Origin of the sequence: Nitrosospira sp. Nl5, from assembly GCF_900102495.1 — a bacterium.
GTDB lineage: Bacteria > Pseudomonadota > Gammaproteobacteria > Burkholderiales > Nitrosomonadaceae > Nitrosospira.
The window spans coordinates 270743-293278 of record NZ_FMVQ01000001.1 but is presented as its reverse complement, the minus strand read 5'-3'; the positions used below and the strand labels follow the sequence as shown (position 1 = coordinate 293278).

The window sequence follows — 22536 nt, the reverse complement described above, 5'->3', positions numbered from 1 at the left end:
AAGGCTATGCGGCTTTCCGGCGCCGCACCACCCAGCCGATCATGCCCAGCCCGGCGAGCAGCATCGCGTACGTCTCGGGCTCCGGTATGGCCGCCACGGTATAGCCGAGATCCGCAAGCATGCCGACTTCGACGGCGTCATAGTCGCGCGCATAGGGGCCTGCCTCCGAAGCTGCGAGCATCATCCTTCCCGCGAGGGCGGGATTCTCATCATCAAGATGGGAAACGCTGCTGCCCTCCTCCCACGTTGTCGGCGTGTAAAGGCCCACCGGGCTGCCGCCGTTTGCGGCCACCGCGTTGGCTCCATCGAAAAACAGTCCCCCCGCCGGGCTGGGGCCGCCGATGCTGGCGGCATTCCAGGTTTCCTGATTCAACGCAAAATTTGCTGGATCGATAATCCTGGCGCCGTTCTTGTCGGTGAGAAAACTGTCGAAGGTGCTCCAGCTTCCGGTGTCCTGGGTGCCGAATATGGGTTCGCCGGATTGCCCCATTGTCGAAGTAAAACCGAGGGCATGCGTAAACTCGTGAAACAGGGCTGAGTAAAAGTCGTATTCGGTATTCGAGGGCGTTGCATTGAAGTCCAGCTCCCAGAAGTTGCCGAAGTTGACATCCAGCGAGCCGTCCACGTTGTTCCCGTTGAGGTCCGTACCGGTTAGCAGCTTGGTCCGGACGACTTCGCCAAGATTGAACCCGGCCCCGCCGAGATTGATGAGCTTGCTACCCGCCGACGCCAGCGTATCATCGTTGGCATCGTCGCTCGCCGTGGCCTGCAGCACAACCGTGCCCGAGTTGCTGAAGTGGCTGCCGAACATATCGGAGAACTTGCTGGCCGCCGTGTTCAAGGCGGTTTGCCGGCTCGAGCCATCAGCTGGATCAAGAAACCCGGTACCAGCGGGGTCGGCATATTGAAACTGAAAGGTGACTGCCGCATTAGCGGATCCGAACGATAAGCAGGCTGCCAGCAGCCCGTAGTTCACCATTGCATGCGCAACCCGCCCAACCCGAGTTTGTTTCTGGCGCTTCATATCGCGTTCTCCCGTAGATAAAGTTGGTTGATACACCACCCATGCCAGCGAACATCAGCAGTCAATGCAAAATAAGCATGGTTCGGTACTGCGTTCTGCGTCCTGTCACACAGGCGATACATTACATCGGAGCGGTCGCGGGGTCAAATTCAGCGGTCATTCTCGCCCGGCCACTTTTTCGCATCGATTCTTCAAGTCCGACAGGCTGCTAGCTTTTTTTAAGGTTACCTGCTATCAATAAGGCATGAAATATATCGGACAGCTTCCCGCCGGTGACCCTTTTTACGGATACCTCCGCTACGATATCCTCCCGCTCCTCGGAACCGACGCGAAGTCCGGCGTTCCCGAATTCCGGGTGTACAAGCTCCCGGCCTCCAACCATGTCTATCTCTACGAAGACCCGCACAATCAGATCCGGGTCATCGGAAAATTTTTTGGCGGTGTTCCAGACGTGGCGCCGGAGACCGCGTTTCATCATATGGAGTGTGAGTTCAATAACTTGAGCTATCTACGCAGCCTTGGTTTTGATTGCTATCCACATTACGTCGTTCGACCCCTTGGCCGAAACGCCAGCCTTAATTACGTGCTCGTCGAGGAATTTTGTTATGGCACGCCGCTAGCGGACTTCATTACCAAAGCCATACGAAAAGGCGACCCCGATGTGCTTTATCCAAAACTCACCGCTCTCGCCTATTTTCTCGCCACCCTGCATAACCGTACGGCAGGCGACAGCACCGTGGACTTCAGCAAAGACTGCTTCTACTTCAACCACATCCTGGAACAGTTAATGGAATCGGGGCGCCTTAACCCGCATGAGGCTGGGAGGCTCCATCAGCTTAAGGACCGGTGGCGCGAGAAACCATGCATGTGGGAAGACTGCCAAGTCCTTATCCATAGCGATGTCACACCGGCGAATATCCTGTTTGGTGATGGTCTTTGGGTGATTGTCATCGACCTTGAACGGATGAAATCGGCGGATAGGGTCTTCGACCTGGGAAGGGTAGTGGCCGAACTCCAGCACTTCTTCATGCAGCAAACCGGCGACAAATGGCTGGCGGAGCCTTTCATCGGCCACTTCCTGTGGGAATATGCCTGTCACTTTCCCGACCGTGACGCCGCTTTTCGCGCAATCACGCAGCGTATCCCCTTCTATGCGGGACTCACCCTCCTGCGCATTGCGCGCAATCGATGGATACACGGGAAATACAGCCGGCGGCTATTGGATGAAGCCGCGAAAACACTGGGTTAGTACTTCATGGCGATAAAAGGCATTCTGTTCGATCTCTATGGGACACTGATAGATATCGAGACCGACGAATCCATGGATGAAATCTACCGTGGCATCGCGCATTATCTGACCTATCACGGCGTGTATTTACACCGCTGGGAGGTGCGGGAACGCTACTACCGGATCATGCAGGAGCAGAAAGCGGCTAGCCATGAAGAGCATTCGGAAATCGATGTGGAAGCGATCTGGAACGATTTTCTCCGGCAGGAGGGGGTTAAGCAGGCACAGGCCAGAAAGGACCTTGCAGTAATTCTGGCCCAGCTCTACCGGGGCATTTCCCGCAAACGCCTCCAGCTTTACCCCGGCGTGAAGATCGTGCTGAACGATTTGCGTATTCACTACCGCCTGGCTCTTATCTCCGATGCCCAGCCCTGCTTTGCATTGCCGGAAATTCAGGCGGTCGGCTTGAATGGCTATTTCTCCCCGATTATTATCTCCGCCGATTACGGTTTCAGAAAACCCGATCCGAAGCTTTTTCAGAAAGCTCTCCATGCCATGAAACTCAAATCGACCGACGTGATCTACGTGGGCAATGATATGTTCCGGGATATTTACGGCGCAAGCCTGCTTGGTATTAAAAATATTTTTGTCGATTCCAATCAGGGCGCCAAATCCTATAAAGATGTGGCGCCCGGCTACCGCGCCCAACACATTGAGGATGTTCTCATCGGCGTGGCGGCGCTGGCATCATCCTAGATCCGGTGGTTGACTCGTGGAGGCCGGATTGCCGTTTACAATCACTACTGCGCGACAAAAGGCGTTATCAGCGCGAAGTCGCGTTCTCCCGGAATAAAAATGTTGCAGCTGTGCTCCGCTCCCTCGTGATTCACTGTGAGATTGGCGGTAATTCCATTGTCCGTTTGCTTCGTGACAGGAATCTGTAGTGTCCCGGTGTTCAGTCTGTAGCCAACCGGCAGAATCCGCCGGGCGGGAACATCTTCGAATTTCGCGGCAGCGCCTCTGCTCAGGAAAGAATGCTGCACCAGGGGCGGCGAAGAATCGGTCTTTGTCCAATTGATATTCAGGAGAATTTCCTCCTCCTGGGAGACGTGCGGCGCGGCCCAGCATGTAAGGCCTTCACGCTTGCGCATGCATGTCGACCAGGCACTTGCCACAGGCTGGGCCACAGCCTTCTGCATCAGGAACTCGGCCGCCCGCGATGCATCCGCTGACGAATTGGTCGAGCAGTAGGCGCTCTTCCACTGGGAAAATCGCGCTTCGTTAAATAATGCATCCGACGAAGGCACGGCAGATTGCGCTCCACCCTCGCCGGGGCTGAAGAGTCCGTAAGAGCTACCAAGCGAACTATCGATCCCGGACTTCTGGGCGCGATTGATGATATTCCGGGCGTGCTGAAAGTTTGATGAGCATAATTCGGCATACATCGCTCGATCCCTGAGTCGAGGGTTACTCCCGGAATACTCATTGTGGAATTCCTCCGCCAGAATCTTGCGGCACGGGTTCTCGACAAATGCGCCAGCTGTCGCGAGGTGCAGAACGGACAGAACACATGCCATCGCAATAATCGAGTTCTTCATCATCCTCCCCTGCAATACGCCAAGTATAAGACGCGGTCTCATAATAATTCAAATGCCGTTTTCTTCTCGCATTGCGCCCGATCTCTTGCCGCACAGGCGGATATTATACTGTCGGCATTGCGAGAGCAATGCGCCGGTTTGGTGTATTGTGAATGGATGTGAAATTGAACAGCATGAGTTTGCGGCGACGCCGGGAATTTGCATGTGTTGAAGCTCGCCGAGCGGTGAGCAGGAAGCTGAATCGACAGTGCGGAAACTGCGGGACGCAGGAGTTCAGGGCTGAGAAAGCGTTGAGGATCCTGGCGCTGGACCACTCAAACGTTCTGGTATCCATGCTGTTGACCGCTTAAGGTCGGCCACTCCTGCATACCAAACGGGCTGTAAAATAAGACCGGACGTTCGCCCGATTCCTTTCGAGAAGCCTGCCAGCTCTTCCTAATCCCTCTTTTGACTACTGTCGGGTTTCTCTTTCGTAACCGGATTCTGCAACGTATAACCTTCCTCTTTCGCCTTGTACCCGCCGTACGCGCCCGCGCCGCCCGCCGCGAGCAGCCAGCAGCCCGATAGCGCTGGAACCACGAGTACGAGTATTCCCAAATAGAGCAAACTCCTTGCTTTCATTCAACCTCCCTCATAGATTTGGCGAAGATACCGGATCATTGCTGCGCGCCAGGTTCGTACTGAACGCTAAATATATGTGCTTCGGGTTGGAAGCTCTGTGCGGTTGCAAACATTCGCTGCCGTACGAGCAGAGTATACTAATTATTTTTCCGGCACTGTCTAAAAATTACACGTGGAGAGGCGAACATGAAGGTGTCCGAGCTTAAGGACGAACTACTCGATTATTGGGTGGCAAAAGCAAACGACGTGACGGAAGTACGCGTGCTGGACTCGCATTGCCTCGTTAATCATGCCCGCTGGGAACCATCGGCCGACTGGTCCCAAGGTGGGCCAATCATAGAACGCGAGGGAATAAATCTGAGCCACAGCCTGGAGGCGGGTTCGGAGCATTGTACCGCTTATATGCGGTCAGGCAGATACCGGCAAAGGGGATTGACTCCCCTCATCGCCGCCATGCGCTGCTATGTCGCTTCCAAGTTTGGCGACGAAGTGACGGATTAAGTGACGGCGCGTGTGCGGGTGCCATGACGCGTGGAAGACCTTGGAACAGGACATTGAACAGTAATGCCGAAATAGAAATGGAGCGATGACAGGTGGCTACTGTAAAGCGGAGAGAAAGTTCTCGCGAAGCGATGCCCGCAACGCGCGCCTTGGCGGCTCAGGCTTTCTCGCGCGCAGCCGGCGCTCCACTTGTCCACGGCAACAGCATCCGCCTCCTCAAGGACGCCAGCGGAAACTATCCCGCATGGCTGGACGCGATTTATTCGGCGAAAGAGACGGTTTATTTCGAAAATTATATTATCCGGGACGATAACATCGGCCAACAGTTTGCCGATGCGCTCATTGCAAAGGCGGAAGATGGCATCCGGGTAAGAGTGCTTTACGACTGGCTGGGTGCCCTGACCCAAACGTCGGGCAGCTACTGGCAGCGGCTGAGAGATGGCGGTGTTGAGGTCCGGTGCTTCAATCCGCCGCGCTTCGATAGCCCGCTTGGCTGGGTGAGCCGGCTCCACCGAAAATCGATTTGCGTGGATAACCGCGTTGCGTTCGTCAGTGGATTATGCGTCGGAGAGATGTGGATAGGGTATCCGGAACGCGGTATTCCGCCCTGGCGAGACACCGGTATCGAGGTACGCGGTCCGGTCGTGGCCGATATTGCGCAATCCTTCTCCCGTGCGTGGGCGGAAACCGGACCCGAGGTGCCCGCGGAGGAACTGACGGAGCGGGATGCGATCCCGGTGGCAGGCGAGGTCGACATGAGGGTGCTGGGTGATATCGCGGCCACTGCGGGATTGTACCGGCTCGAACTATTGATTGCGGTCCTGGCCAAAAAGACGCTCTGGCTTACAGATGCCTACTTCGTCGGCTCCACCAGCTATGTGCAAGCGCTGAGAGGAGCGGCAATGGATGGCGTGGATGTGCGGCTGCTGGTGCCGGGATCGAGCGGCGACCTCAGGTTTCTGCGGCCGATCTCCCGGAGCGGCTATCGCCCCCTGCTGGAAGCCGGCGTACGGGTATTTGAATGGAATGGATCGATGATGCATGCCAAGACGGCCGTAGCCGATGGCCGCTGGGCGCGTGTAGGATCGAGCAATCTCAATATGGTCAGCTGGCTTGGTAATTGGGAACTGGATGTGGCGGTGGAAAACCTGGCCTTCGCGCATGAAATGGAGCAGATGTATCTGCGGGATCTGGAGGGCGCGACGGAAATCGTGCTCAGTGAAAAGAATCGTGTTCGCCCGGTCCCGAGAACCGGATCGTCCGGGCTCGAGTCATCCGGCCACGCGTCCTCTCCTTTTTATAGACGTGGCGGGGGCAGGCGCAGGGGTGGCAGCGCCGGCCGGCTCACGGCGGGTGCGATTCGTGTTGGCAATACCGTCGGAGCTGCCATTACCAACCGGCTTGTCCTCGGCGCGGCCGAGGCAAAGATCATGATGTTCGGCGGCACGACGTTGCTGGCCCTGGCCATACTTGCATGGCTGCAGCCGATGCTGCTGATCGTCCCCTTTGCCCTGATCGCTGGCTGGCTGGGCATCTCGCTGCTGATCCAGGCATATCATCTGCACAACGGCGCGCAAAATAACGGGGCATCCAAAGACATGAATGGCAAGATCGAGACCGCCATGCGGTCCGCTGAGCCCGTTGATGAGTTGCCTCCCCGATCACCGCGTGATACGCCCAGCCCGCCTTGAAATACTCCAAAATTCGATTTATGGAAGACCAAGTTCAAGTTCATGGCTGCCCATAACGCAAAGCACCCGTACAAGCAGGAATAGCGGCGCATAATCGGCAGGTGATTGCCGCCTCGTTCCATTACTTTCCCTCCCGAAATCCATTATTCCACGTTACAAGCGGACTGCCCGCCCACCGGGTCATACTGACGCATCGTGAACAGATCACGACCTTCGTGGTGCGCCTTGTGAACATCCCCCGATTTTTCCGCCATCCTCCGCGGAAGACGCCTTCCGGGGCTTTCCCGGCAGTCGGCATTTCTTACAGTCTATCAAAATCCATCCTTTTTTATTTTTTTGACTATTGATCTAATTGAAGTTTTATTTCTGGAACGATTATTGCTTTATAACAATCAGTTATTCATCCATCATTCCATTAACGACCGGACCGGATAGACTCTGCCGCTTATGGTTTTTTCCTCATCGCTCTCCGACGAGCATCTCGAACGTTACTTCCGAATCGTCAGGGAAGGGATAGCGGTACGCAGACATTCCGACCTGTTGAAATGGCTGCAGGGAGAGGTGCAGCATTACCTGCCCCATGAGATCATGCTTGCCGCATGGAGTGATTTTGGTGCGAAGCATTTTCGGCACGATCTTGTTTCCGCATTGCCTGGAGTCAGAACCGAGCATTTGAATCCGGAAAATCTTTCAGCCTTTTCAGCCTTGCTGCGAGGGCTCTATAGTTGCTGGGTGGAACTGGGAAAAATCCCCTTCAAGCTAAGCGTCGGCGCATCCGGCTTCCTGCTTGAAAGCCATCGCCCGCAATGCGCTTTCGGTGAAGCATTGCACGGCATGCGGTCTTTGCTGATACATGGCATCAGCGACGAACGTGGATGCCAGGATTGCCTCTATGTGATATTCAGTTCTTACGATAATTTCAACGACTCAACGCTCGAGGCCATGGAAAACCTGCTGCCTTATCTTGATACGGCTTTGCGCCGGGTCAGACCACTGGGACATGGCCATCAGGCAGCGGCACTCCCCGCAGACGAGCCGAGAATCCCGGAAACTCGCGGATTGAGTATACGTGAAGTCGAAGTCCTGGAGTGGGTCAGAATGGGCAAAACGAATCCGGAAATCGCCTCGATTCTTGGCATCAGTACCTATACGGTAAAAAACCACTTGCGGCACATCTTCAAGAAACTTGACGTGTACAACCGGACGCAGGCCGTTTCGAAGGTTGAGCCCAGCCTCAGCCATGGCTGAAACGGATCCGACACTCCCTCCGCCTCCTTCTTGCGCGATGGTTTGCCGGCAAACCGGGAGCTGCATGGATATTGCCAGAGCTTGCTGAAAATCCTGGTTCTAACGCCATATCCGGCTCGTGGAAACATCCAGGAGTTCAGTTCCTTCGATTATCCTTCCTCGCGCACTTGCCTTCAGCCCCGGCTGAGAATGTTCATGCGCATCCTCACAGCCCATCCCGAAGGGCTTTGCTGTTGCTCTTCCCGGCTTTACCCACCCGATTACATTGACTCATCCTGCACCCCCAACGCTGATCAACTTAAGGTGGATTAGCGCTTATCTATTGATCTTTTCCACTACTGCATAGGGCCATGGTGCAAACCAAAAGAACCATGGCACTACAGCTAGTAGAGTCATTTCAAATCCTTGTTTTTCAGGAAATAATGCATTCACCTGGTGGAAGAGCGAAGGGATTGCATGCGAACCGGGTGGCCCAATACATATTGTCGATTAGAAAGACTTGGAGGAAATGATAATGAATAAAAAAAATAAATTTTCCGGAATTCTCGCGGTAGTCGTTAGTGTGGCGTTCTGGATTCCGGCCGCACACGCCATCCCCTTCATGCTTGACACCAAAATAGGAGAGTCTAATCTTGGAAATTCTGGAGATGGGACCGAGCTTACCGCCATGGAGACATTTGCAAATAACAACAACCTGGTTCAAGACCTGAAGGATACTTCACCCACTGCTTTTGTCAACGCTGCAGGTGAATGGTACCTGGATGTCGGTCCGACCGAGCCGGGTTTTTTCCTTTTGAAATTCGGTACAGGGGGCACCGGCGCCACAGCCGACACTTTTTTCTTCCAGAACATCGGAGAAATGACGAAGCTGGTATGGTCTGATGCGCAAGTGCAATTCCTCTCGGGAGGCCTCAGGAATACCAATATCGAGAGGCTGAGCCATTACACCACCTTTAACGGAGATCCTACCCAGGTTCCGGAACCGGTGACCCTTGCTCTTCTCGGTCTGGGGCTCGCCGCCTTCGGCCTCACGCGCAGACGCAAACAATAGCGCTCTCAGATAATAACCCCATACAGACCCGCTTCGGCGGGTTTGTTGTTTTTGGGGCACCCCATACTTGCTTCCCGCCAAAACTCTTTGCAGCATCGGGTCCTTAGCCATACAATGCCATGCAGCGCGGGTCAAAGACGGCAGGCATATGACTTGCGATTGTTGTCAGAGGGCGTAGCGCCCGTTTTCAGGAGGAAATCCATGGATCCATTCCACGACGGCAGTGACAAGGATAGCGGGCCCGCCCCCGTGGCTTCCGCACGCAGGACAGTCCAGAGTCCGCTCACCCTGGTCATGACCATCCGTTCGCCCGAAGCCTTCCAGGCCCTCAATACGCTTATACAAAAAATTCAATCCGCACCGCCGGAACAAAATCCTATCTGGGCTGCCCTCGATAAACTCAGGATCGTACATTTCGCCCGTTTTGTATTCCTCGAAAATAATACCAGGCTTGCCATCATCACAACTTATGACGGCTCGTTCGAAGATTACCTGAACGAGTTCATCGACGAGATCGGTGATATTTTCAATACGCTGCTCCAGTACATGGACGGCGCACCTCCCTTGCCGATTCAACAGAATCGCGGCGCATTCAGGGACTACGTTAAAGCCAACGATCTCGGCGCCATTGGACCATTCTACAGCGCCTACCCCCAGGCCACAGTACTCGATATCCAGGCGGCGCTGGGAGAAGTCTAAGCGGGTCCGATCACACGATCGCCGGAATTTGAAACCTATCATGCCTGATTTGCCACACGCCGACATCCAGGGATTCATCCTCCGCACTTACGCCATGCCGGCGCTGCGCGTATTCGCCTTGACGATTGCGCAACCGGCCGCTGCCAGGCAATTTCTTGGCGGGCTGGTAAATGGCGGCAATTCGCCTCAACTTTCAACCGCCACCGATTGGACCGTGAAACCGCCATATTGCCTTAATGTCGGGCTTACCTACACCGGTTTGGCTGCTCTTGGGCTTTCACCTCTTTCGCTGGCGTCATTCCCGGAGGAGTTTGCCGCAGGTGCGCCAGCCCGCGCCCAGCGGGTGGGCGATACCGGAGAAAGCAGCCCTGAGCATTGGAAAGATCAGTTCGCGAGCCCAGCCCTGCATCTCCTGCTGTTCCTCTTTGCCGAAACGGAGGAAATCCTGGAGCACGTTACTGGGCAGCTCCGGGAACTTTATTCGGGCAGAAATGCGATGTCGGAGCTTTCCGTGCACGATGGCAGAAGCCTACCCGGAAACGTGGCGCACTTTGGCTACCGCGATGGCTTCGCACAACCCACCATTGATGGCGGGCTACCACCGCTCATGCCGGACGTGCTTCCGAAAGCTCCGGCTGGAGAATTCCTGCTGGGTTACCCCAGCCAGTATTCGGACTTTACCTACCCGGTGCCAACACCTGACGCGCTGGGCCGTAACGGCAGCTTCGTGGCGTTCCGCATTCTGTCCCAGGATTGTCGTGGCTTCGAGCAGTTTCTGACGGAAGCGGCTCATCAAACGGGCTTTGACCGGGAACTGATAGCCGCCAAGCTTTGTGGTCGCTGGCGCGACGGGGTTCCTCTTTCCCTCTCGCCACATTCCGCCGACGAACGCATTCCTCTCGAGAAACGCAATAGCTTCGACTATGTGCCAGGCGATAGCATGCCCGACGCCTTCGATGATCGCCGCGGCTATCGCTGTCCCCTGGGATCGCATATCCGGCGCATGAATCCGCGCAACGCGATTGTGGCTGGAAACAGCGGTCTCAAGCATCGTATTGTCCGCCGCGGACTTCCCTATGGGCCTCCTTATGATCCGGCCAATCCTGATGATGGGATCGAGCGGGGATTGCTTGGTCTTTTTATCGGAGTAAGCCTCAAGGATCAGTTCGAGTTTTTAATGTCCGACTGGGCCAACAAGGGAAGCTTCGCACCTGGCCTGGGCGGCACCAGAGACCCGCTGATTGGAGATAACGGAAACAATGCAGGATCGGCCGCAACTTTCCTTATCCCGATCGAAGGCCAGAGGCGTCCCGTCGAAGTCACAGGCCTCACCAGTTTTGTCACCTGCCGCGGAGCGGCGTATTGTTTTCTCCCCAGCGCCACCGCAATCCGCTATCTATCAGCTTTGCCTGCTGCAACCAGTTAAAAGAGGGGTACGGCCCCGGCCCCGGCCTGCCCCTGTCTTTTTCACCCATGGCGCCGATCAATATTCCAAAACACCTCATTCGGCATTATCCGTCCGCCATCCCCGGGAGATCGCATGTTTTTTCTAGAAAATACTGTGGGAAGCAATCTTGACCGATCATGACGACTCAATAGCCAGCGAATTCCGCCGCATCAGAAATTCAGAAATTATTATGGCGTCGCAATATGTTGCTGTAGCCGAATGTCAACATGCGAAAGACATTAAAAAGCCTTTCGCTTGACCCATGCTTGCCTACCGCTGATGTCATCTCATGCTGTCGCGCTGGAACGACGCCATAATATCCAGCGGTTTCATTCACTTAATCAAGGTATTCAAGATAGATGTCGCGCTTTGGAGACGATAATTTTTTACCTCTAACGTTTTATTGGTCATAACTCTTTAATTATTAATGTATTATATATTTGGCACAATATTTGCTTAAGTCATAGGGCTGCGCTATTTATGCCCTTTGTAGATGGAAGGCATCATACTCACTGAAACTGAATCTTCCGGGAGGGGATTTTAGCCGGCTGCAACATTTTTTAATCTTTCTTTTGGAGAATTACATGATGCATAAAGCTGGAGAACTCCTATGACGAAAACCAAAGCGATTGTGACCACCCTCTTGGCTCTGTCCGGCCTTGCAACCCAATCTGCCTACGCAACCACGAGTGCGACGGGGAGCGTAGCCGCCTCTGCGGCAGTGCCGGCGCTGCATGCCACGAGCAATACAACGGTATCCACGCCGGTGCTCGAAACCACAAATAAGGCAACGGTTGTCACACCGGCAGTTGATGCCTCGGGCAAGGCCGCTGTCACCACGTCAGTACCCGACGCCACGACCGATGTTAACGTGGCCTCAGCAGCTCTCGACTCCTCGGGCAAGGAAATACTTCCGGCCCAAGCGCTAGGCGCTACCGGTAAGGTAACCGTGGCCGCGCCAGCACTCGATGTGACGAGCGAGGTAGCGGCCGCACGAGCGCTTGATGCCACTGGTACGGTAACTGTCGCTTCACCCGCGGTTGATGCGATAAATAAGGTAACAGTTTCTACTCCGGCCCTGGATACCGCGAGCAAGGTGGGTACTTCCGTCTCGGCACTTGATGGCGCAAGCGAAATAGCCGCCGATGTTGGTTCCCCGGCCTTCGGTGCCAATGCAGGGGCCGGCGCGGAGGTCAGCAGTCACGCTACGGGTACATTGAATGCAAATGCCAATTCCGCGTTGGGTGTTAACGTTAACTCCGCGCTTCAGGCGGGCGGCACTTTCGACACCTCCTTAGCGAGTGGGGCGATTGATTTGCAGGCGGATAAAATCGTTGCCGCCGATGCAGGATTAGCTGCAACGGCTGATCTTGCGGCGAGCAAGGTAGGCGCCTCCGTCTCCGCACTTGATGCCACAAGCGAAATAGCCGCCGATATTGGCTCCTTTGCCTCCGGTGCCAATGCAGGAGCCGGTGCGGAGGTCAGCAGTCCCGACGGGGTTGTTTTGAATGCAGATGCCGGCTCGGCATTGGGTGCCAATGTTAACTCTGCCCTCCATGCGGGCAGCACTTTCGACACCTCCTTAGTGGGGGGGGGGATTGATTTACACGCGGATAAAACCGTTGCCGCCCATCCAGGGTTGACTGCAACAGCTGATATCACACTGGCTGTTCCGGAAACCGATACCTATGCGATGTTGCTGGCCGGGCTGGGTTTAATGGGCTGGATAGTACGCCGCAGAAAACCCGCCGTTGTGATATAAAATGTAACACAGGGTCCCTGGCAGCCGGTATTCGGGTGAAGGGGACCTTGGCCTGGGAGAGCCAAACGGGTTGGCGCTCCCGGCAACCAAGCTGCGCCGCTTTGAATGAGAGTGACAGAGCATACTAAGCATAACCCGACAGGAACCGCAAATGACAGGAATCAGAATCACGTTAGGAATGCTGGCAATAGTCTGTATCCCTGTCAAAGCCGAGCTCATCGGCGAAGTGGACACGGCTTTCCGCTGGCTTGGAAAGGATGACCGGGTGGTTATCGAGGCCTATGACGATCCCAAGGTCCAGGGAATAACCTGCTATGTTTCCCGCGCAAGAACAGGCGGAGTAAAAGGTACGGTCGGACTCGCGGAGGACAAGGCGGAGGCGTCCATTGCTTGTCGTCAAGTGTCCGAAGTGCTCCATTTTTCCGGGAAACTCCCCGTGCAGGAGGATGTGTTTACCGAACGCATGTCCATTCTGTTCAAGCGCCTGCATATCGTCCGACTGGTCGACTCCAAGCGAAACACGCTTATCTATCTCACTTATTCCGACAAATTAATAGAGGGAAGTCCGACAAATAGCGTTACCGCCGTCCCCGTTGCGCACGGAAACCCTATTCCGGTTAAATAAGCCGCCAACCCGAATGCTGGCTGCGGAAGCACCGTCAGCCATTCAAACGTTTTCGCCGCTCCTGGTCTTGATACTCTCAATGGTTACGGGTAAGGTTTAGGTCTTTAACACCTCGCAACTATTATCAATAAGCTGCTGTATTGTCGGCACTGCGTCGTTGTCCAATACTCGTAGGATTGAGAATCATTAACTTACGTACGCTACCGTACTGACTCATCCTTAAGTGTTAAACATACTTTTGCCTATCGAGATGGCAAGCAGGAAAAAACGAATGGAACCAGTTAGCCGGTGACGTAATTTTTTTATCAACCTGAAGGAGGCACACAAATGACTACAATTCTTCGCAAATCACAATTCACCCTGGCTATTATTGCGTTGATAGCCGTCGCTTTTGCCGGAAGCGCGGGAATGGCGACAGCTGGTGAACTCAAGGTTAACCTGAGCGGCGATCAGGAAGTGCCTCCCGTCCAAACTTCCGCGACCGGCACCGGCACCATAAAAGTTGAGGATGACAAATCCATCAAAGGTACAATAACCACCTCCGGCATCAAGGGCACGGGCGCGCACATTCATGAAGGAGCGGTTGGTAAAAATGGGCCGGATATTATTACGCTCAAGAAGGCTTCCGACAACGAATGGTCCGTTCCGGCCGGCGCCGCACTGACCGACGCGCAATACGATGCCTACAAAGCGGGAAATCTTTACGTCAATATTCATAGCGACGAACACAAGAGCGGAGAGATTCGCGGCCAGTTGAAGAAACGCATGGAGTGATGTGCGCCAATCCCTCTGCCCCGTCAGAGGACGGGGCATGGTGGTAGTCCGTAAAGCTTGTCAGCTGGCGTGCGTTTCCCGGTGTATTTGTGACTTATTGTCAACTCCGTGCAGTACCCTTATCCCCGGACTCGCTCTTCGCCTTTTTGGCAAGTCCGCCTTTCCACCTTGCAGCGCCAAAACCCGAATCGCCGCCAATTCCCGCATTGAGATCCAACGGTTATTTCCGAAAGGGCCTTATCATGACAGACCTTTACTCCCAAAATCGGCCCAATGGCCCCGGACGGCCCGGCAGGCCTGACACGCCCGAACCTTCTCCGGACAAGCCGATACAAGATCCCCCTCGTCCCATCGATCCCGACAAGCCACGGAAAGATCCCCAGCCATTCGATCCGGATAAACCGGTGGATCCACGACCGTTCGACCCTGACCCGTCCCCCGGAGATCCGATCGTTGACCCCGCGGACGAGCCTCTGCTCTAAAGTTCCGGCTTTGTGACTATCAAGCCGGGGTGGTGCAGTGTATTACCTTAGTGGATACCTTCGCGGCTCCTGTCGACCTGAGCCGCTGTGACCAGGCTGGCACGGTTGCCCCACATATTGCGGATATACGACAAGACCAGCGCGACCTCGTCGTCGCGCAACACTTGCGCAAACGGCGGCATGCCGTAAGGACGTGGATTGCCCGCGGTGGACGGCGGGTAGCCTCCATTAAGGATGCTGCGCACCGCGTTGACGGGAGGTGTCATGGTAACTCCCCGATTGCCCGCCAGTGGGGGGTAAATGCCGGGTGCGCCCTGCCCTGAATCACCATGGCAATCCTGGCAATGTTTCTCGTAAATCCTGGCACCGCGCTGGAACCAGTTTTTCACCTGCTCGGTCAGCACGGGAGCCGTTGCCCGGACACGCGGACTGCTTTCGGGCAATGACTTGAGGTAGACGGCCATTGCCCGCGCGTCCTCCTTGCTCAAATGTTGCAGGCTTTGCCTGACGACTTCCGCCATGGGACCCGATGCGGCCGAGCGCGGCGAAATGCCAGTGGTGAGCAGCTGGATAATATCCTCGATCGGCCAATTAGCGGTACCTGCCTCCAGGCTTGAGGTTAAAGACGGTGCATACCAGTTCGAACCCATGATCTGCCCTCCCCCCAATGCATCCTCCCCCGTGGCACCAAGCGGATTACGTTCCGCATGGCAGGCATTGCAATGTCCGAGGCCCTGCACCAGATAAGCACCACGGTTCCATTCATTGCTTTTGGCGGCTTCCCGCTGATAAACGCCGGGCTTGAAGTAAATCGCGCGCCAGAGGCTTAGCAGGGGCTGAAAATTGTAGGGAAAATTAATCTTGCTCGGCGGATTGTGCTGCGCGATGGGGGCGAGCGTCTTGAGATGCGCAAAAATGGCATCCGAATCCTCGCGCGTGATTTTCGTATACTCGGTATAAGGAAATGCGGGGTATAAGGGCCGGCCATCGCGTGATTTGCCCTCGTGCAATGCTTTCCAGAAATCCTGCTCGCTCCAGTAGCCAATTCCCGTTGCCTTGTCCGGCGTAATGTTAGGCGTGATAAACGTGCCAAAAGGGGTGGACAGGCTACGCCCCCCCGCGTAGAGCCGGCCGCCAGGGGCCGTGTGGCATCCCATGCAATTGCCTGCCCGCGCAAGATAGGCGCCGCGGGCCTGGCGTTGCGGAGCGGGAAGAGCCTTCCAGACCCCCGCTTCTTTTTCCGCAGCCGCAGCATCCATCAATTCAAACGAAAAACCGAGGCCCGTCAGGCATGCGATGATGATGGCAAGGATGGCCGGTTTCATGAACCAAAGCCGGGTAGCTGGGCAAGCCGCGATCCATCCCGTGGCCAGCCCGCCAAGGGGCGTATGAAGCGAAAGGAATACAAGAAAATATTGCGCATTATGGGATTTGATTCGAAATGGGTTGAAAAGCTGGCGCTCAACCGCCGGATTCAGGGTGCGCACCGCCCCGCTGAACAATGCTTCCGCAACGCCGGGCCATCTCGGCGGAAAGCGCGGACACCGGCGCCGCATCCTCCGGGACCGGCTGAGCAGCGAGCCAGGCTGCAATGGCGTTCGTCTCGTTAGGAGTGAGCTGCTTTGCGATTTCAGACATGCAATCGGGGGCCTGTCCCCGCATCAACCCCCCAGTCCGCCACGCCCCGAACTGGGCGACCAGGTAGGCGCGTGGCAAGCCCAGCAAGCCCGGAATAAATGGCGCCGTACCCATCAGTTCCTTGCCATGGCACTGGACGCACGCGGGAATTTTTCGGGAGGGGTCTCCCCGATTGATCAATTGTTGCGCCAGCTTGATTTCACCAGGTGAAGCAGACATATGCTCGGGCGGAGGATAAGGCTGTTTAAGCGTGGAAAAATAAGCAGCCATTTCCAGCAGGTACTGATCCGACACATCTGCAAGCAGTAGAGCCATGGGCCGGTAATAACGGCGGCCATCACGAAAATTGCGCAGTTGATTGAAAAGATAGCCCTCGGGCTTGCTGGCGATACGGGGATAATATCCATCTCTTCCCGTTCTGTCTTCCGGCCCATGGCAGGCAATACAGGGCTTTACGCGTTCCGCCATCGTGTCGGGCACGTCGACCGGGGCGGCGGCGCTGCCAAGCCCGGCGGCGGCGGCGAATTCGGCGGCAACTATCAATGTTATAAAAGCAATCGGTCTCACGAATTCGCCACCTGTTTTTCTTAAGAATCGCCTTGATAAGACTCCAGGGGAACCGCGAAGTTGCAGCGGCATAGCGGCATCCAAAATTAGTGGAATCTGACGGCGGCAGCCGCAAGGGAATGCCATTTGCATGCTGGCGCCGCGCTTGTTCCCTGCCCATACCGCTGCTGCCAGGCAAAATTCAGGCACCTTTAAAGCCACCGTTGTTCCATGCCAAAAAACGGCGGGAGATGCGGCCTGCCCGGACGGCTTGGCAGCCGATTTCCTTTAAGCCGGGCAGGCTGCTAGACTTCATTATGCACATTATTCCGGTTAATGCATGGATGGCAATGGAAAGCGGGTTTTTATGAAAGGGAGGTTCCCCGTGGCCATCCTCATCGTCGTCGATGACCCCCGCGACTGGCCGCTGGAAATTCCCCACGCAACGGTCGTCGCCGCCCACACTTATCTCACTGATCCGGCGTATGCCGCCAATCATGCCTCCACTCACGTCCCAAGCCATTCCATCACGATAGTCAATCTGTGCAAATCCTACCGCTACCAGAGCCTGGGCTATTACGTATCGCTGCTTGCGGAGGCGCGGGATCACAAACCGCTCCCAAAAGTGGGCGCAATCGAAGACTTGCAGTCCCAGAATCTGCTGCGGTACCTTACCGGGGACCTGAGCGCGCTCATCCAGCGCTTGCTGGCGCCCCTGAAGCCGGACAATTTCGAACTCGGCATCTACTTCGGTCGCGCCACCGTGAGCCGCTACGACGTGCTCAGCCGGCAGCTTTTCGGCCTGTTGCCGATACCGTTGCTGTGTGCCCGGTTTGAACGCCAGCAAGACCAATGGAATCTCCGCAGTGTGCGGGCTATCGCCGTGAACGACATAGCCCCCCGCGACCGGGAGTTCGTCGCGATTGCCGCGGACAGCTACTTAACGCGTCGCGGGCAGGGGGCGAAGAGGCGCGCTTCCCCGCGCTTTGATCTCGCTATTCTGCACGATCCGGATAACCCGGAGCCTCCCTCCAACGCAAAGGCCATGCAAAAATTCAGGAAAGCCGCCGAGGAACTGAACATGCGCGCGGAATTAATCACCCGCACGGACATCAGCCGGCTGCCGGAATTCGATGCGTTGTTCATTCGCGACACAACTTTCGTCAACCACTACACTTACCGCTTTTCGCGCCGGGCATTCGCCGAGGGACTGGTTGTCATCGACGAGCCAGATTCCATCCTCAAATGCAACAACAAGGTTTATCTGGCCGAGCTTCTGGCGCAACACAATATACGAACCCCACGAACGCTGCTGGTACACCGGGACAATATCTCCGTTATCGCTTCCCGTCTCGGCCTCCCCTGTGTCCTGAAGCAGCCGGACAGCTCGTTTTCGCGTGGCGTGATAAAGGTCGAAGCTGACGCTGAGTTGCTGCCCGGGGTAACCGGATTGCTGGAAAAATCGGCACTGATTATCGCCCAGGAATGGTTGCCCACCGAATTCGACTGGCGGGTGGGCATACTCGACCGGCGAGTAATTTTCGTCGCCCGATATGGCTTTCCTGCCGGACATTGGCAGGTCATCAAACGGGATGAACAACAGCACAAGCTGAGTGAAGGATTCACGCAAGCCGTCGCAGTGGATGAGGCGCCGGAAGACGTAGTCAGGATTGCGCTTAAGTCCGCCAATCTCATCGGCGATGGATTTTATGGCGTCGACATCAAACAGGTCAATAACCGCTGCTATGTTATCGAAGTCAACGATAACCCCAATGTGGATGCCGGCAACGAGGATGCCCTGCTCAAGGATGCGCTCTATCGCGAGGTCATGAGCGTGTTCCTGAAACGTGTCGAAGCGCGCAAACGGGGCCATTCACCATCTCATCGCTGAATACAAGGTTCGCGCGCGGCAGTGGTGGCAACGGAATCAGCTGAAGCATCATTTTAAAAGGGCGTTAATGACGAGAATCTTTACAGTTAGCCTGGCAGGACAAGCGTCAGCAAGAAAACCAGGCAAATCGGTATCTGCAACCGTCTGTAATTCAACGTAATTTTTCTAACTGACGGATAACTGGCACGAGTTATGCATGAGAGTGAGATGGGGACCACTCCCCTACAAGGGGGATGGCCCGGTCGCGGCGATCCCGCGCCGGGCCTTTTTTTTGCAGCCTTCGGACTTGAAGAATCGAAGCGAAAAAGTGGCTGGGTGAAGATAGATTTTGACGGTTTTGAAGGCTAATAGTTATTCTATTGTCCGAAAAAGCGGCGAAATATAGGCCAGCCAGACGCTTTTGCAGCCTATTTCTTTCATGTCTGACAGGCTGCTAACTTGTCAAACTGCAGCCACAAATCTTGAAGGCGTTTGAAATGCGTAAAATTATTGGTTTTGCCGGTTCGCATGTGCTGTATTTTCTGGCCGACCGCGTAGACGAAGTAATGAATAAAACGGGATCGAAACGGCTTTTTCCCGTCTATCGGAAATTGCTTGTTCGTTCGGCGGAGGTGGAAAATTGGGGTGGCGGCGGTGGCGCCTGGGGTCCGCTCTGGGCAAAGCAAAGATAATTTATCCGGGCCCCGATGAGCTAGCGGTGTGCGAAGCACACCAGGCCAATAAGCACCGCAGGGAAAGCGAAGTGCGAGCAATCTTTCGCGGCATACAGTATTCGCAGGCCGGGTTAGCGCAGCGTCATCCGGCGGACCACCGCTCCAAACGGATACAACAGGCGAGATAGGATCAAGCCGGCCGCACCGTCTTCAATGCCGTACTCCAGGCAATCAACTGATCCAGCATGCTGTTGAGAGACTGCTCTTTGCGCGGATCGGGTTTGAAAACGCTCATATTCTCGAAATCGGTAAAAAGCGAAAGCATGACCTGAGAGCGCACCGTAGCTACCTGTAGCTCGGCCATTATCAACCGCAGTTGCTCCACTGCCCGCGTTCCGCCCGCGCTGCCATACCCGACGAAACCCGCGACCTTGTTGTTCCATTCCTTATACAGGAAATCGATCGCATTCTTGAGCGCGCCGGAAGTCCCGTGGTTATATTCAGGCGTCACGAACACGAAAGCGTCAAACGGATCAATCTTCGCCGCCCAGACCTTGGTATGCTCCTGACTGTATTTACCCAGAGAAGGCGGCATGGGCTCGTCGAGCAACGGCAGGTTGAAATCCTTGATATCCACCAGTTCAAAGCTGGCGTCGCTGCGCTTTTGGGCGATCTCGTTTACCCAATGGGCGACTGATTCACCTAACCGCCCCGGACGTGTGCTTCCAATAATAATTGCAATTTTGATCATGCCGCTCTCCTCATGAAGCCGGACTCGATCCTGACAACCGCGCGCGGCCGTGAGGCTGGTCGAGATCCAGGATCGGTCCCGCCGGCACGATGCCGTTGGGATTGATGGTGGGGTGACTCCGGTAGTAATGCTCCTTGATGTGGCGCATATTCACTGTCGCGGCTACGTCTGGCCATTGGTACAGCTCGCGGGTAAAACCCCAGAGGTTCGGGTAATCCACCAGGCGCCTGAGGTTGCACTTGAAGTGGCCGTGGTAAACCGAATCGAAGCGAATCAGGGTGGTAAATAGCCGCCAGTCAGCTTCGGTAATGCGGTCACCCACCAGATAACGTTGGCGGGAAAGACGTAGCTCAAGCTCGTCCAGGGTTTCGAACAGTGTCGCCACGGCACTCTCGTAGATCTCCTGGCTGGTGGCGAAACCCGCCTTGTACACCCCGTTGTTGACGTTATCATAGATACGCGCATTGATCTCATCGATCTGCGGCAACAGCGCCGCCGGCGCATAATCTCCTTCCGCCGCCCCTGCGCCGTCGAAGGCGCCGTTCAGCATGCGGATAATCTCACCCGATTCGTTGCTGACGATGGTGTCTCGCTGCAAATCCCAAAGCACCGGCACCGTCACCCGTCCAGTGTAATCGGAATTGGCGCGCAGGTAGACTTCGTAGAGATAATGCGCCTGATGCACGAGGTCGTACACCACACCCGGGGCCTGTTCGAATGTCCAGCCGTGTTCACCCATATAGGGATTGACAACCGAAACACCGATCATGCCCTTCAATCCTTTCAGGGCGCGAAAAATCAGCGTGCGATGCGCCCAGGGACAGGCCAGCGATACGTACAGATGATAGCGTCCCGTCTCTGCGGGAAAACCGCCATCTCCGGAAGGTCCCGGGCTCCCGTCGGCTGTGATCCAGTTGCGAAACTGCGCGCTGGTGCGTACGAAGCTGCCCCCAGTTGCGGTAGTGTCATACCATTCATCGACCCACTTGCCCTTGACCAATAAGCCCATTTTGATTCTCCGGGAATCAGGAACTGTACGAAATTTCTTTTCAATGCATAAGTTGTCACTGGTTCATATTACAACGTCTTTTCAGGAAAATAACAACAATAGATTCCAGAAAAAGCAACCGGGTTCTCCCGCGTGTATCACTGGCGACGAAAAAAGGCCCGCGTGCAGCGGGCCCTAAGATGAAGCGTGGTGTAAACACCTATTCTTTATTGTTTTTTTCGATTTGCGGCGTGCTGCGCAGAAGCCAAGCATTCCCCCCGGTGCCGCGTTGGTACCTGTTCCTGGTCTCGGTAGCAATCAACTCAGCAACCTGTATCCCGGTATTATTCGTACTCGTTATTTTAATTTTACTGACATCCATCGAACCCGCGCGTGCGGGTGCGGCTGCAATGCAAACAGCGACAGCCGGGCCGATAACAAAGGCGCTTTGCAAGTTTCCTGAAACGAACTTTCATTATTTTTATCTCGAACTGTTGTGTTATCTCAAATTAAGCAATAACCATGCCACTTTAGTCGTAGAAATATTATTTATATGAAAGAGAGGCTTATGTTCCCCTGGAATTTGTCCATCTCCTCATGTGTGAGATATCTCGACAGCCAGACGCAAGCCGGGGTAGCATCGGAGGGATGAAGGGCAAAGCACTGGCACTGAATACACGCGTGGCTGAGGAAAGGGATGCGGCAACTGTCGGCGAATTAACCGAGAGGGCGTACCGGGCGGACGGATTCCTGATCAGCGAAAAGTATGCTGCGCGGCTGCGTGATGCGGCCGCGAGGATATCCGGCGCAACGGTGCTGGTTGCGGAACTGGAATGCAGGATCGTTGCGACCGTGACCCTCGCGGCGCATGGAAGCCAGTGGGCCGAAATCGCTAAACCTGATGAGCTTGAAGTGCGGATGCTAGCGGTTGTCCCCGAAGCAAGGCGCCAGGGTATCGCCGCAAAGCTTCTGACCGACGCCATGAGGCACGTGCAGAATCTGGGATTGAACGCCCTGGTGTTATCAACCGAGACGCCCATGTCCAATGCCCATCGGCTCTATGAAAAACTGGGCTACGTCAGGCAGCCGAACCGCGACTGGTCGGTCACAGGGTATGAGCTGCTGGTATACCGCCGCGATGTGAATCGGTCATGATACCCAGTGGAAATAGCAGAAGTAGGCCGGATTAGTGCCGCGCAACCACCGAAAGTTCTGTGGTGGCAGCAGAACGTCCATTTCGTCGACATCCATGAATACGGTACGGAAGGAATCTCGGAGCAGAATCATGACGCTCTATGCGGAGGAATAGCGGGAGAGG

The 22536-nt window shown here is 55.4% G+C and carries 23 protein-coding genes; 16 read left to right on the top strand and 7 right to left on the bottom strand.

Annotation, left to right across the window (positions count from 1 at the left end):
• Positions 1–4: 4 nt before the first annotated feature.
• Positions 5–1024: a PEP-CTERM sorting domain-containing protein gene (locus tag BLP45_RS01405; RefSeq protein WP_090369046.1), complete on the bottom strand. Its 1020-nt coding sequence runs from the start codon at positions 1022–1024 to the stop codon at positions 5–7.
• A 244-nt stretch (positions 1025–1268) separates the two neighbouring features.
• Here BLP45_RS01405 and BLP45_RS01400 point away from each other — a divergent pair, with 244 nt between their 5' ends.
• Both BLP45_RS01400 and BLP45_RS01395 read left to right on the top strand, forming a co-directional pair.
• Positions 1269–2273: a phosphotransferase gene (locus tag BLP45_RS01400; protein ID WP_090369044.1), complete on the top strand. Its 1005-nt coding sequence runs from the start codon at positions 1269–1271 to the stop codon at positions 2271–2273.
• A gap of 6 nt (positions 2274–2279) precedes the next feature.
• Complete coding sequence (locus BLP45_RS01395) at positions 2280–3008, top strand: HAD family hydrolase (RefSeq protein WP_090369041.1); 729 nt, start codon at positions 2280–2282, stop codon at positions 3006–3008.
• Positions 3009–3052: 44 nt separating this feature from the next.
• Here the strand turns inward: BLP45_RS01395 and BLP45_RS01390 are convergent, their stop codons facing one another.
• On the bottom strand, positions 3053–3892 hold the full coding sequence (locus tag BLP45_RS01390) for a hypothetical protein (protein ID WP_143002364.1): 840 nt from the start codon (positions 3890–3892) through the stop codon (positions 3053–3055).
• A gap of 393 nt (positions 3893–4285) precedes the next feature.
• Positions 4286–4471, bottom strand: a complete 186-nt coding sequence (locus BLP45_RS01385) for a hypothetical protein (protein ID WP_090369038.1) — start codon at positions 4469–4471, stop codon at positions 4286–4288.
• A 186-nt stretch (positions 4472–4657) separates the two neighbouring features.
• Here BLP45_RS01385 and BLP45_RS01380 point away from each other — a divergent pair, with 186 nt between their 5' ends.
• From BLP45_RS01380 to BLP45_RS14265, 10 genes are all read left to right on the top strand, one after another.
• A complete protein-coding gene (locus BLP45_RS01380) occupies positions 4658–4972 on the top strand; it encodes a phage protein NinX family protein (protein WP_090369035.1) in 315 nt (104 codons plus the stop codon).
• Positions 4973–5064: 92 nt separating this feature from the next.
• Positions 5065–6663 carry a phospholipase D-like domain-containing protein gene (locus BLP45_RS01375; protein ID WP_218117920.1) on the top strand — a complete coding sequence of 533 codons (1599 nt, stop codon included), beginning with the start codon at positions 5065–5067 and terminating at the stop codon, positions 6661–6663.
• Between the two features lie 447 nt (positions 6664–7110).
• Positions 7111–7911: an XrtB/PEP-CTERM-associated transcriptional regulator EpsA gene (gene epsA, locus BLP45_RS01365; RefSeq protein WP_090369029.1), complete on the top strand. Its 801-nt coding sequence runs from the start codon at positions 7111–7113 to the stop codon at positions 7909–7911.
• A 514-nt stretch (positions 7912–8425) separates the two neighbouring features.
• A complete protein-coding gene (locus tag BLP45_RS14835) occupies positions 8426–8962 on the top strand; it encodes a PEP-CTERM sorting domain-containing protein (RefSeq protein ID WP_256327621.1) in 537 nt (178 codons plus the stop codon).
• A 201-nt stretch (positions 8963–9163) separates the two neighbouring features.
• Entirely contained in the window at positions 9164–9661 is a 498-nt protein-coding gene (locus BLP45_RS01355; RefSeq protein ID WP_090369026.1) for a hypothetical protein, read from the top strand.
• A gap of 40 nt (positions 9662–9701) precedes the next feature.
• Positions 9702–11087 carry a Dyp-type peroxidase gene (locus BLP45_RS01350; protein WP_090369024.1) on the top strand — a complete coding sequence of 462 codons (1386 nt, stop codon included), beginning with the start codon at positions 9702–9704 and terminating at the stop codon, positions 11085–11087.
• Between the two features lie 631 nt (positions 11088–11718).
• The gene (locus BLP45_RS01345; RefSeq protein ID WP_090369022.1) at positions 11719–12870 is read left to right on the top strand and encodes a PEP-CTERM sorting domain-containing protein; all 1152 of its coding nucleotides are present in this window, start codon (positions 11719–11721) and stop codon (positions 12868–12870) included.
• Between the two features lie 151 nt (positions 12871–13021).
• Positions 13022–13495 (top strand): CreA family protein, encoded by a 474-nt coding sequence (locus tag BLP45_RS01340; protein ID WP_090369020.1) that lies wholly within the window; start codon positions 13022–13024, stop codon positions 13493–13495.
• Positions 13496–13822: 327 nt separating this feature from the next.
• On the top strand, positions 13823–14269 hold the full coding sequence (locus BLP45_RS01335) for a CHRD domain-containing protein (protein WP_090369018.1): 447 nt from the start codon (positions 13823–13825) through the stop codon (positions 14267–14269).
• Positions 14270–14511: 242 nt separating this feature from the next.
• Complete coding sequence (locus BLP45_RS14265) at positions 14512–14751, top strand: cell wall protein (protein WP_143002363.1); 240 nt, start codon at positions 14512–14514, stop codon at positions 14749–14751.
• Positions 14752–14798: 47 nt separating this feature from the next.
• Here BLP45_RS14265 and BLP45_RS01330 read toward each other — a convergent pair whose 3' ends face one another.
• Positions 14799–16076: a c-type cytochrome gene (locus BLP45_RS01330; RefSeq protein WP_090369409.1), complete on the bottom strand. Its 1278-nt coding sequence runs from the start codon at positions 16074–16076 to the stop codon at positions 14799–14801.
• A gap of 136 nt (positions 16077–16212) precedes the next feature.
• Entirely contained in the window at positions 16213–16956 is a 744-nt protein-coding gene (locus BLP45_RS01325; RefSeq protein ID WP_371128723.1) for a c-type cytochrome, read from the bottom strand.
• Between the two features lie 364 nt (positions 16957–17320).
• Here BLP45_RS01325 and BLP45_RS01320 point away from each other — a divergent pair, with 364 nt between their 5' ends.
• Entirely contained in the window at positions 17321–18826 is a 1506-nt protein-coding gene (locus BLP45_RS01320) for a RimK family protein (RefSeq protein WP_090369405.1), read from the top strand.
• Between the two features lie 476 nt (positions 18827–19302).
• A complete protein-coding gene (locus BLP45_RS01315) occupies positions 19303–19497 on the top strand; it encodes a hypothetical protein (protein ID WP_090369016.1) in 195 nt (64 codons plus the stop codon).
• Positions 19498–19669: 172 nt separating this feature from the next.
• Here BLP45_RS01315 and BLP45_RS01310 read toward each other — a convergent pair whose 3' ends face one another.
• Together BLP45_RS01310 and BLP45_RS01305 are read right to left on the bottom strand one after the other, a co-directional pair.
• Complete coding sequence (locus BLP45_RS01310; RefSeq protein ID WP_090369013.1) at positions 19670–20230, bottom strand: NADPH-dependent FMN reductase; 561 nt, start codon at positions 20228–20230, stop codon at positions 19670–19672.
• 10 nt (positions 20231–20240) lie between these two features.
• Entirely contained in the window at positions 20241–21239 is a 999-nt protein-coding gene (locus tag BLP45_RS01305; RefSeq protein ID WP_090369012.1) for a glutathione S-transferase family protein, read from the bottom strand.
• A gap of 179 nt (positions 21240–21418) precedes the next feature.
• Between BLP45_RS01305 and BLP45_RS01300 the strand changes: the two genes are divergently transcribed.
• Both BLP45_RS01300 and BLP45_RS01295 read left to right on the top strand, forming a co-directional pair.
• On the top strand, positions 21419–21775 hold the full coding sequence (locus BLP45_RS01300; protein ID WP_090369010.1) for a hypothetical protein: 357 nt from the start codon (positions 21419–21421) through the stop codon (positions 21773–21775).
• Positions 21776–21866: 91 nt separating this feature from the next.
• Entirely contained in the window at positions 21867–22373 is a 507-nt protein-coding gene (locus BLP45_RS01295) for a GNAT family N-acetyltransferase (protein ID WP_176754620.1), read from the top strand.
• Positions 22374–22536: the final 163 nt, after the last annotated feature.

What these genes read in the sequence shown, in the direction of transcription:
- BLP45_RS14265 (WP_143002363.1), top strand. Translation starts at nt 14,512, where the DNA reads ATGACAGACCTTTACTCCCAAAATCGGCCCAATGGCCCCGGACGGCCC.
- BLP45_RS01310 (WP_090369013.1), bottom strand. Translation starts at nt 20,230, where the DNA reads ATGATCAAAATTGCAATTATTATTGGAAGCACACGTCCGGGGCGGTTA.
- BLP45_RS01355 (WP_090369026.1), top strand. Translation starts at nt 9,164, where the DNA reads ATGGATCCATTCCACGACGGCAGTGACAAGGATAGCGGGCCCGCCCCC.
- BLP45_RS01390 (WP_143002364.1), bottom strand. Translation starts at nt 3,892, where the DNA reads ATGAGACCGCGTCTTATACTTGGCGTATTGCAGGGGAGGATGATGAAG.
- BLP45_RS01405 (WP_090369046.1), bottom strand. Translation starts at nt 1,024, where the DNA reads ATGAAGCGCCAGAAACAAACTCGGGTTGGGCGGGTTGCGCATGCAATG.
- BLP45_RS01380 (WP_090369035.1), top strand. Translation starts at nt 4,658, where the DNA reads ATGAAGGTGTCCGAGCTTAAGGACGAACTACTCGATTATTGGGTGGCA.
- BLP45_RS01350 (WP_090369024.1), top strand. Translation starts at nt 9,702, where the DNA reads ATGCCTGATTTGCCACACGCCGACATCCAGGGATTCATCCTCCGCACT.
- BLP45_RS01395 (WP_090369041.1), top strand. Translation starts at nt 2,280, where the DNA reads ATGGCGATAAAAGGCATTCTGTTCGATCTCTATGGGACACTGATAGAT.
- BLP45_RS01305 (WP_090369012.1), bottom strand. Translation starts at nt 21,239, where the DNA reads ATGGGCTTATTGGTCAAGGGCAAGTGGGTCGATGAATGGTATGACACT.
- BLP45_RS01340 (WP_090369020.1), top strand. Translation starts at nt 13,022, where the DNA reads ATGACAGGAATCAGAATCACGTTAGGAATGCTGGCAATAGTCTGTATC.
- BLP45_RS01315 (WP_090369016.1), top strand. Translation starts at nt 19,303, where the DNA reads ATGCGTAAAATTATTGGTTTTGCCGGTTCGCATGTGCTGTATTTTCTG.
- BLP45_RS14835 (WP_256327621.1), top strand. Translation starts at nt 8,426, where the DNA reads ATGAATAAAAAAAATAAATTTTCCGGAATTCTCGCGGTAGTCGTTAGT.
- BLP45_RS01330 (WP_090369409.1), bottom strand. Translation starts at nt 16,076, where the DNA reads ATGAAACCGGCCATCCTTGCCATCATCATCGCATGCCTGACGGGCCTC.
- BLP45_RS01335 (WP_090369018.1), top strand. Translation starts at nt 13,823, where the DNA reads ATGACTACAATTCTTCGCAAATCACAATTCACCCTGGCTATTATTGCG.
- BLP45_RS01345 (WP_090369022.1), top strand. Translation starts at nt 11,719, where the DNA reads ATGACGAAAACCAAAGCGATTGTGACCACCCTCTTGGCTCTGTCCGGC.
- BLP45_RS01295 (WP_176754620.1), top strand. Translation starts at nt 21,867, where the DNA reads ATGAAGGGCAAAGCACTGGCACTGAATACACGCGTGGCTGAGGAAAGG.
- BLP45_RS01300 (WP_090369010.1), top strand. Translation starts at nt 21,419, where the DNA reads ATGAAGCGTGGTGTAAACACCTATTCTTTATTGTTTTTTTCGATTTGC.
- epsA (WP_090369029.1), top strand. Translation starts at nt 7,111, where the DNA reads ATGGTTTTTTCCTCATCGCTCTCCGACGAGCATCTCGAACGTTACTTC.
- BLP45_RS01385 (WP_090369038.1), bottom strand. Translation starts at nt 4,471, where the DNA reads ATGAAAGCAAGGAGTTTGCTCTATTTGGGAATACTCGTACTCGTGGTT.
- BLP45_RS01400 (WP_090369044.1), top strand. Translation starts at nt 1,269, where the DNA reads ATGAAATATATCGGACAGCTTCCCGCCGGTGACCCTTTTTACGGATAC.